Origin of the sequence: Bacillus sp. MUM 116, from assembly GCF_001866655.1 — a bacterium.
Classification (GTDB): Bacteria; Bacillota; Bacilli; order Bacillales; family Cytobacillaceae; genus Neobacillus.
Window position 1 is genome coordinate 1 of record NZ_MLYR01000194.1, and the last position, 8,654, is coordinate 8,654.

At 37.7% G+C, this 8,654-nt stretch carries 8 protein-coding genes; 5 read left to right on the forward strand and 3 right to left on the reverse strand.

Features of this window, described 5'->3' with window-relative positions:
- Nucleotides 1-79 precede the first annotated feature (79 nt).
- Complete coding sequence (locus BIV60_RS27855; protein WP_071358906.1) at nucleotides 80-1,381, reverse strand: NarK family nitrate/nitrite MFS transporter; 1,302 nt, start codon at nucleotides 1,379-1,381, stop codon at nucleotides 80-82.
- 219 nt (nucleotides 1,382-1,600) lie between these two features.
- Entirely contained in the window at nucleotides 1,601-3,106 is a 1,506-nt protein-coding gene (locus BIV60_RS27860) for a nitrate/nitrite transporter (protein ID WP_071358907.1), read from the reverse strand.
- A 309-nt stretch (nucleotides 3,107-3,415) separates the two neighbouring features.
- On the opposite strand from BIV60_RS27860, the gene BIV60_RS27865 reads away from it, so the two are divergent.
- From BIV60_RS27865 to BIV60_RS30010, 5 genes are all read left to right on the forward strand, one after another.
- Nucleotides 3,416-4,696, forward strand: coding sequence for an ArsB/NhaD family transporter (locus BIV60_RS27865; RefSeq protein ID WP_071358908.1), 1,281 nt, complete (start codon nucleotides 3,416-3,418; stop codon nucleotides 4,694-4,696).
- A gap of 27 nt (nucleotides 4,697-4,723) precedes the next feature.
- On the forward strand, nucleotides 4,724-6,061 hold the full coding sequence (locus BIV60_RS27870) for a TrkH family potassium uptake protein (protein WP_071358909.1): 1,338 nt from the start codon (nucleotides 4,724-4,726) through the stop codon (nucleotides 6,059-6,061).
- Nucleotides 6,062-6,085: 24 nt separating this feature from the next.
- Nucleotides 6,086-6,739, forward strand: a complete 654-nt coding sequence (locus tag BIV60_RS27875; RefSeq protein ID WP_071358910.1) for a potassium channel family protein — start codon at nucleotides 6,086-6,088, stop codon at nucleotides 6,737-6,739.
- Between the two features lie 61 nt (nucleotides 6,740-6,800).
- Nucleotides 6,801-7,955, forward strand: a complete 1,155-nt coding sequence (locus BIV60_RS27880) for an acyl-CoA dehydrogenase family protein (protein ID WP_071358911.1) — start codon at nucleotides 6,801-6,803, stop codon at nucleotides 7,953-7,955.
- Nucleotides 7,956-8,000: 45 nt separating this feature from the next.
- Nucleotides 8,001-8,162 (forward strand): hypothetical protein, encoded by a 162-nt coding sequence (locus tag BIV60_RS30010; protein WP_177177422.1) that lies wholly within the window; start codon nucleotides 8,001-8,003, stop codon nucleotides 8,160-8,162.
- A gap of 153 nt (nucleotides 8,163-8,315) precedes the next feature.
- Here BIV60_RS30010 and BIV60_RS27885 read toward each other — a convergent pair whose 3' ends face one another.
- Entirely contained in the window at nucleotides 8,316-8,495 is a 180-nt protein-coding gene (locus tag BIV60_RS27885) for an H-type small acid-soluble spore protein (protein ID WP_071358912.1), read from the reverse strand.
- Nucleotides 8,496-8,654 lie beyond the last annotated feature (159 nt).

The window sequence follows — 8,654 nt, forward strand, 5'->3', positions numbered from 1 at the left end:
CTAAACTATATGTCTAACTTTATTGGGTCAGATCAGGCTGGCAGTGTTTTTTTAAAAATAAATAAAAACAAGCCGGTTATTAACCGGCTTGTTTAGCAAATGTTTTTGCTGCTGTAGATTTTCTTTGATAGTAGAACCAGTTTAATGCGAAACTAATTACATAGAAACCGATAAAGAAGTAGAATGCAGTTACAGGAGTCCCTGTAGTATTAACAGACCAGCCAAAGAGTTTAGGAATAAAGAATGAACCATAGGCTGCAAATGCTGCTGAAAAACCGATAACTGGTGCTGCTTCTTTTGGAACAAAGATATTCGGAATCATTTGGAATGTTGACCCGGAACCAATTCCTGAAGCAAGGAATAGCAATAAGAAAGAAACTAAGAAACCAGAAAATTGTTTTCCATTTAAGAAGTAAATGACACCTAATGCGCCAATTGCCATGACAACAAAGACATACGCCGTTACTATTGCACCGCCAAGCTTATCGGCCAACCAGCCACCGACAGGCCTTGCTGCTGCCGCCACCAATGCACCTAGGAATGCTAATGATAGGTGCTCAGGAAACTGAGATTTTAATAGAAGCGGGAATGCTGCAGAGTAACCAATAAAGGAACCAAATGTAGCGATATAAAGGATTGTCATAACCCAGGTATGCTTACGTTTTACAATCACAAATTGATCTGCAACTGATTGTTTTGCATTTGGGACGTTATCCATTTTAAATAAAGCAAGTAGTGTAACAATAACAATCGGGATCACCCAGATAAATGCTGCATTTTGTAACCAAACATGTTGTCCAGTAGGTAATACCTGTTTTCCACCAACCAACGCAAATGTGCTTGATGTAATGATTAATGGTGTTACGAATTGAACGACTGAAACACCCATATTTCCTAAGCCGCCATTAATTCCAAGTGCAGTACCTTTTTCTCTTTTCGGGAAGAAAAAGCTGATATTAGCGGAAGATGATGAAAAGTTTCCGCCGCCTAGACCACAAAGTGCAGCCAACAAAAGCATTACTGAAAATGGTGTGTCAGGATTTTGTACTGCAAAACCAATTCCTATGGCAGGGACTGCTAAAATCGCTGTTGAAATGACCGTCCAGTTCTTGCCACCGAATGTACCGCCTGCAAAAGTATAAATAAAGCGTAGCGTCGCACCTACAAGTCCAGGTATTGCAGCAAGAGTAAATAGTTGTTCTTCTGTATAATGGAAGCCAATATCGTTTAGTCTTACTGCAACCACCGACCAGATTTGCCAAACGATGAAAGCCAGCATTAATGATGGTACAGAGATCCATAGATTTCTTTGTGCGTGTTTCCTTCCTTCCGTTTTCCAAAATTTTTCGTCTTCTGGATTCCAATAATTTATTCGTGCCATTATGGATTCCTCCTAGTTATTAAAATTTATTTTTTGCTTGTTGTTTATATTAAAACTATAAAACAGAAGGTAACATAAGATTTGTGATGTTCGTCACAAATTTGGTGAAGGAACTGTGAACATGGGTTCAAAGTCAAAAAGTTGTCAAAAAGCCATTTCGATTAGTTGAAAATGTGCAAAGAAAAACAGCCTTCCCGTTGGAAAGCTGCTGCATCTTCTTTATTTCTTTTTATCCTCTTCGCGTTTTTCACTGAACATCCCAATATAATTTTTTGTTTCACCTGATTCATCTTTAATGGCGGTAATCGTTAACCATTCCCGATATATCTCATGATTTTTACGTTTATTCCAAATATGTCCTTCCCAATATCCTTCTAATTTCAATCGATCCCACATGCTTTTATAAAATTCGTTGTTGTGTTCTCCCGATTGGAGGACGCTTGGTGTCTTTCCTACAACTTCGTCTTGGTTATAACCCGTTATTTTTGTAAAAGCTGGATTTATTTTTTGAATAATTCCATTTAAATCTGTTACTACAATGCCATCAACCGCATGATTAACAATTTTATTTGAAATATCAAGTTTATCTTGATAGTAAAGCCAGACAACTAATACTAAGCTTGATAAGGAAATTTCAGACAAGGACATAAAGCCAATCGCATAATGCCCGGTCCAATTAAACAGAATGGTTAGAATTAATGGCGGGAAAAAACCTCCGAGGCCACCCATAGCGGATACAATCCCATTGGCCACCCCTGCCTGCTTTGAAAAGAACAATGGGACCAGTTTAAATATGGCTCCATTGCCAATACCAGCACAAAAAGCAACTAATATACACCCAAAGGAGTAGATTGGCAAAGAAGGGGTAAAGGACAAGAGAAAACCGGCAAAAGTAAGCCAAAAGAAAACAAACATTAAAATAAACAATGGATTCAGTCTATCGCCAAGCCAGCCGCCCACAGGCCTTAAGAGTGTGGCGATGCCAATAAAACCTGCTGTACGCAATCCTGCATCCACTTTTTCTAATTCAAAATGATTCACTAAAAAGGACGGCAAATAAATGGTAAATGCTACAAATGAACCGAAGGTGATAAAATAAAATAAACTTAAAAGCCACAACCTAGGATTTCGATAAACTTCTTTAATGACAACGGAAAAGGAGTTTTTTACTTTTTGTTCTTTTCGGTCGCCTAATAGAAAATTTAGTACAGCAAAAATTAAGACTAGAATAAGAAAGATTTTAATGGTGATTCTCCATCCATATGCAGTGGCTAGTACTGGAGCGGAAAACGATGTGATAGCCGTTCCGATATTTCCAGCACCATAAATCCCATTAATAAATCCATGCTTTTTTTTCTCATAATATTTTGGTAATGAGGTAACACCGATGGAAAATAGTGCACCGCCTATACCAAGTAAAAAACCTCCAGCTATAAGCATGGCAAAAGAATTAGCGAAGCTAAGGACAGCAATCGGTATTAGCAGAACTAGAAAACTGATTGTAAACAAAGCTCTTGCGCCAAAGCGGTTGGTCCAAAAACCAATAGGAACCCTTAGGATGGAACCGAGGATGACTGGAATCGCCGTGGCCCATGCGATTTGGGTTGATGAAAGGTGAATATCCGCTTTAATAAATGGCATTAACGAAGAAATGAGCACCCAAACCATAAAACCGGCAACAAGGCTTCCAGTTTGAATAAAGAGTTGTTTTTTTCCTTGATTCATTCAAATCCCCCCTAATTATTGATTCATAATCGAATGAATGAGGTTTCCAACAATTTATGCTTTTATGTGGAAGAAATTTCATTATAGGTGATTTTTCGGGAATATACAGTGAAGTTTGACACAAAGCTTTCAATAATATTTCTTTATTTACATTCAAGAAGTTTCTAAATATCTTTTTTTGAAAAAAGCTATTTGATTTTTTTAAAAATAATTAATATTTACTTATATAAACGAGAGTAGTATATTTTTTTGTATGGAAAAGCGGTAGAACTCAGAAAAAACGCTTGTCTATAAAGGGGGAGTAAAGGCATGCGATCTCAAGAGTGGATTGCCTTGGTTATTTTTTTATTTACATATGCAGCAATTATTTCGGAAAAAATTCACCGGGCGACGATTGCTATGCTGGGTGGTCTTTTAATGGTTGCTTTCGGGATACTTGATCAGAAGGCAGCCGTCCACCATATTGATTTTAATACGATTGGTCTTTTAGTAGGAATGATGATTATTGTTGGCATAACAGCACAAACAGGTGTTTTTGAATTTATTGCGGTTTGGTCCGCACAGAAGGTAAAAGGAGAACCTGTAAGGATTTTAGTTGCATTAAGTTTAATTACAGCCGTTGCATCGGCCTTTCTTGATAATGTTACAACAGTTCTTCTCGTTGTTCCGGTTACCTTAAGTATCACACACCAGTTAAAAGTTCACCCCATTCCATTTTTAATGTCGGAAATATTCGCCTCGAATATTGGCGGAACCGCGACAATGATTGGGGATCCGCCGAACCTGATGATTGGAAGTGCCGTTAAAGAGTTAGATTTTATGACCTTTATTTATAATCTTGCATTCATTAATTTCATTATCCTGGTTATTACCATTTTTATTTTTTCATTAATATATAAGAAACAATTAAAAACTACCAATGAATTAATAAAACATTTACTAGTTAAAAATGCGAAACAAGAACTGAAAGATTTTGATTTACTGGCAAAATGTTTATTCGTTATCGTCCTAACATTGGCTGGATTTTTTGCCCATCAAATGATACATATCGAAACAGCAACAATTGCCTTAATTGGAGCCTCTATTTTGCTTTTACTAACCGGGGATAAATATTTAGTAACCGTGTTGGAAAAAGTAGAATGGACAACCCTTTTCTTCTTCATTGGTTTATTTGTCATTGTTGGAGGTTTGGTTGAAACCGGTCTTGTTGCTGCAGTTGCTAAAAAAGCTATTGATCTCACAGGGGGAGAATTAAAAGCCACTACTATTTTAATTCTTTGGATGAGTGCAATTATTTCTGCATTTGTTGATAATATTCCATTTGTTGCTACGATGATTCCAATGATTAAAGAAATGGGGAATTTGGGTATTACCAACTTAGATCCATTATGGTGGAGCCTTTCACTAGGAGCATGTCTAGGCGGAAATGGAACCTTGATTGGTGCCAGTGCCAATCTGGTGGTAGCCGGTATTGCCTCAAAGGAAGGGTACCATATAACATTTATGAAATATTTAAAAGTTGGTTTTCCATTAATGTTAATATCCATTTTCATCTCTATGATTTATATTTATGTAAGATATTTATTATAGAACGCCATATTAGGTTAGGAGAAAACTATGCAGAGAAAAAAATTTTATCTTGACCCACCGAAAATACTGGTCCTCGGTTTTGCCTTGATTATTTTAATTGGTGCTTTACTGTTAACCTTGCCTGTAGCCACTACAAGCGGAAAAGGGTTATCTTTTCTTAATGCATTATTTACGGCAACATCTGCCACATGTGTAACAGGACTTGTTGTGGTCGATACCGGTACTACTTTTACCATCTTCGGCCAGTTGGTCATTTTATCGCTGATTCAAATCGGCGGGTTAGGATTCATGACATTTGCTACATTGTTTGCCTTTTTGCTAGGAAAAAGAATTTCATTAAAGGAAAGAATCCTGCTTCAAGAATCACTTAATAATCTTTCGATGGAAGGCATCGTTAGGTTAGCAAGACGAATTTTAATTTTTACAGGAGTAATTGAACTGATTGGTGCCATATTACTTGCACTGCGATTTTCTTTTGATATGCCAATTGGAAAGGCAATTTACTACGGTATTTTTCATTCTATTTCCAATTTCAATAATGCCGGGTTTGATTTAATGGGACATTTTAATAGTCTGACCGGTTATGTTGCCGACCCAACAGTGGTATTGACCATTTGCTCTCTAATAACAATAGGGGGAATTGGATTTATTGTTTTAAATGAACTGTTTGAATTCCGTAAATCAAAACGATTATCGCTTCATTCGAAAATTGTCTTAGTTACAAGTTTCTTTTTATTAGTCGGCGGTACATTTCTAATCTTTTTATTTGAATTTTCGAATGCAAAAACATTAAAGCCGTTGTCCTTATCGGGGAAAATACTTGGTGCACTATTTCAATCGGTTGCAGCTAGAACGGATGGAGCGAATACTTTAAATCTTACGGATATGACACAATCATCAATATTATTAATTATGTTTTTAATGTTTATCGGGGCATCACCCGGTTCTACTGGAGGAGGTATCAAAACTACTACATTCACGACGTTGTTGGGTGCCGTCTGGTCGCAGATACGAGGAAAAGAAGATGTTATTTTTTACCGCCAGCGTATTGTTTATGAAACCATTTATAAAGCTTTAACTGTAACCTTCAGTGCATTATTTCTTGTCTTAATTATTACGATGCTATTAACCATTACTGAACCAGGAAAAGATTTTATTAGGCTTTTATTTGAAGCAACCTCTGCCTTTGGAACCGTTGGTTTATCACTTGATTTATCTCGCGAATTATCTCCTATTGGTAAGGGATTAATTACATTTACAATGTTTGCAGGCAGGGTGGGCCCACTAACGGTTGCTTATGCAGTAACAATAAGAAGAAATCCAGATGCGTTCCGCTACCCTAAGGGAAAAATCATCATTGGCTAAATATACGGAAGGAGGTTGATTTCCATGACAGAACAATATGCAGTAATAGGATTGGGGAGATTTGGCATTAGTATTGCGCGAAAATTATTTGAATCGGGTAAAGAAGTTCTTGGTGTGGATGTAAATGAGGAGCGAGTCGAGGATTCCCATCCTTATACAACACACGCAATAATTGCCGATTCGACAGATGCTGAGGCGCTAAAATCCATTGGCATCCGTAATTTCGATACGGTTATTGTCGCAATTGGAAATGACATTCAAGCAAGCATTTTAAGTGTCCTTCTTTTAAAAGAACTGGGGGTTAAAAAAGTCATTGCCAAAGCACTAAATAAACTGCATGGTCAGGTCCTTAGAAAAGTGGGAGCTGATTGGGTAGTTTTTCCCGAGAGAGATATGGGAATAAGGGTAGCGCATCAGCTTCTCTCGCCAAATGTATTAAATTTTATTGAAATCTCAAAGGATTACAGTGTGGAGGAAGTAAAAATTCCTGAAAAAATGACAGGTAAGTCACTCAGAGAACTTGACTTGCGTGCGAGGTTTAATCTAACGGTGATTGCGATTCGCCATGGGCATGATATCAATATTACTCCATCTCCTGATAAGATCATTGATCAAGGCGATGTCCTTGTTGTAATTGGGGAAAATCGTGATTTAGAGCAATTTTCAAATATAGAATAGAAGGTATAGAAAAAACCATCCCAAAATAAATGGATGGTTTTTATGAATTGGAGAGGATGAAATGAATTTTATAGAGAAAGATACAATCGAAGAACGGCTTGAAATGATGAGCATTTTGGCCAAACAATTTTATGTTCGGGCACATCAGGTGGATGTAGAAGGAACTTTCCCTTATGCGAATATTGAAGATCTTAAGCAGTCTGGATACACAGCCTTATCGATTCCTAGAATGTATGACGGTGAAGGAATATCTTTATATGATCTCCTCCGTCTGCAAGAAAAAATTGCCGAGGGGGATGGGGCAACAGCGCTTTCAATTGGCTGGCATATGGGAATCATAATGAATCTGGGTGAAAAAGGAAATTGGGAAGAGTCTGTATTCAAAATGCTTTGCGAGGAGGTTAAGAAAGGGGCATTAATTAACAGTGCTGCAACTGAAACGAATACGGGAAGTCCAACAAGAGGGGGCAGGCCGGAAACGGCTGCGGTAAAAGTAGAGGGCGGCTGGATGATAACAGGCAGAAAGACCTTTACAACTATGTCTCCTGTCCTTGATTATTTTATTGTCAGTGCAGCCATTAAAGAAGCGGACCAGGTTGGGAATTTTCTTATTCCTCGTTCGGCCCAAGGAATTTCGATCGAAGAAACCTGGGATAGTATTGCCATGAGAGGTACAGGAAGCCATGATTTAATCTTAAATAATGTCAAAGTTCCTGATAACTACTTTGTAGAGAAACTTGGTGGTGAAGGAAAAAAACCAAGCGGATGGCTCCTCCATATCCCGGCATGCTATCTTGGGATTGCGAAAGCGGCGAAAAACTATTGCATCCAATTTGCAAAAGAATATTCTCCAAGCAGTATTAAAGGTGCAATTATCGAATTGCCAAATGTACAACAAAAAATCGGGGAAATAGAGTGGAGGATCATGCAGTCTGAATATTTTTTGTATTCAGTTGCAAAACAATGGGACTCCTCTAATTTAGTGGAACGTGCCCAATTGGGGCCGCAATTGGGCGCTGCAAAAATGACGGTCACCAATTTGGCAATTGAGGTTGTTGATCTTGCGATGCGAATTGTCGGCGCAAAAAGCCTTTCCTTAAAAAATCCATTACAACGCTATTATCGTGATGTAAGGGCAGGGCTTCACAATCCCCCGATGGATGATATGACGATACAGTTGCTTGCAAAATCTGCAATTATTAAAGCAGAAGTGTAAAACCGACTGAAAATGCACACCCTAAGATTAAAGGAGTGAGCTAGGATGCCAAGAGGGAAAGAATTAGAACAACTACCAATGTCACATATCGCACCGGGAGCCGGAAAAGATGCCGGCAGGATGGATAGGGAAGTACTTGGAAGTGTTGTTTCAAATGAACAGCCCCAACCAAGTGAAATTGAAAAAGAAAATGAAGACATGGTATAAGGCAGGAAAATTTCCTGTCTTATTTATTTTAAAAAGGCTGTGTTAAAGGATATTGTTGATTTTCTAGCCCTGTTGATTGGAGCGGAAATCAACAGACAAATTTAACACAGCCTTAAAAAAACCACCTATAACAAAATAGATGGTTGGAAAAAATCATTCTTCAACTAGCTCATGAATTTCAACATTGGATCTTTCCTCTAGGGGTCCTCGTAAATGAACCGTTGCTGTTTTTCCATCTTCGTGTAATTGGTCAATCCAAACCGAAGCACCATTATATTTTACTTCAATATCTGCTGACGAAGACAGAATTTGTTTTACACGATTCGCATTCATTTCCTTCACTCCTAAAACAGTTGTCATTTTATTCTTGGTTATATTGAATTCTTTTATTCAATAAATGTAATTGCTCTTTTATAATGGCTCTTTTCGGAAACTTTGTTGCTTTTGGACCTTAATGAGGGTCAAATATTTAAGTTTCTAGGCAATTTTCGC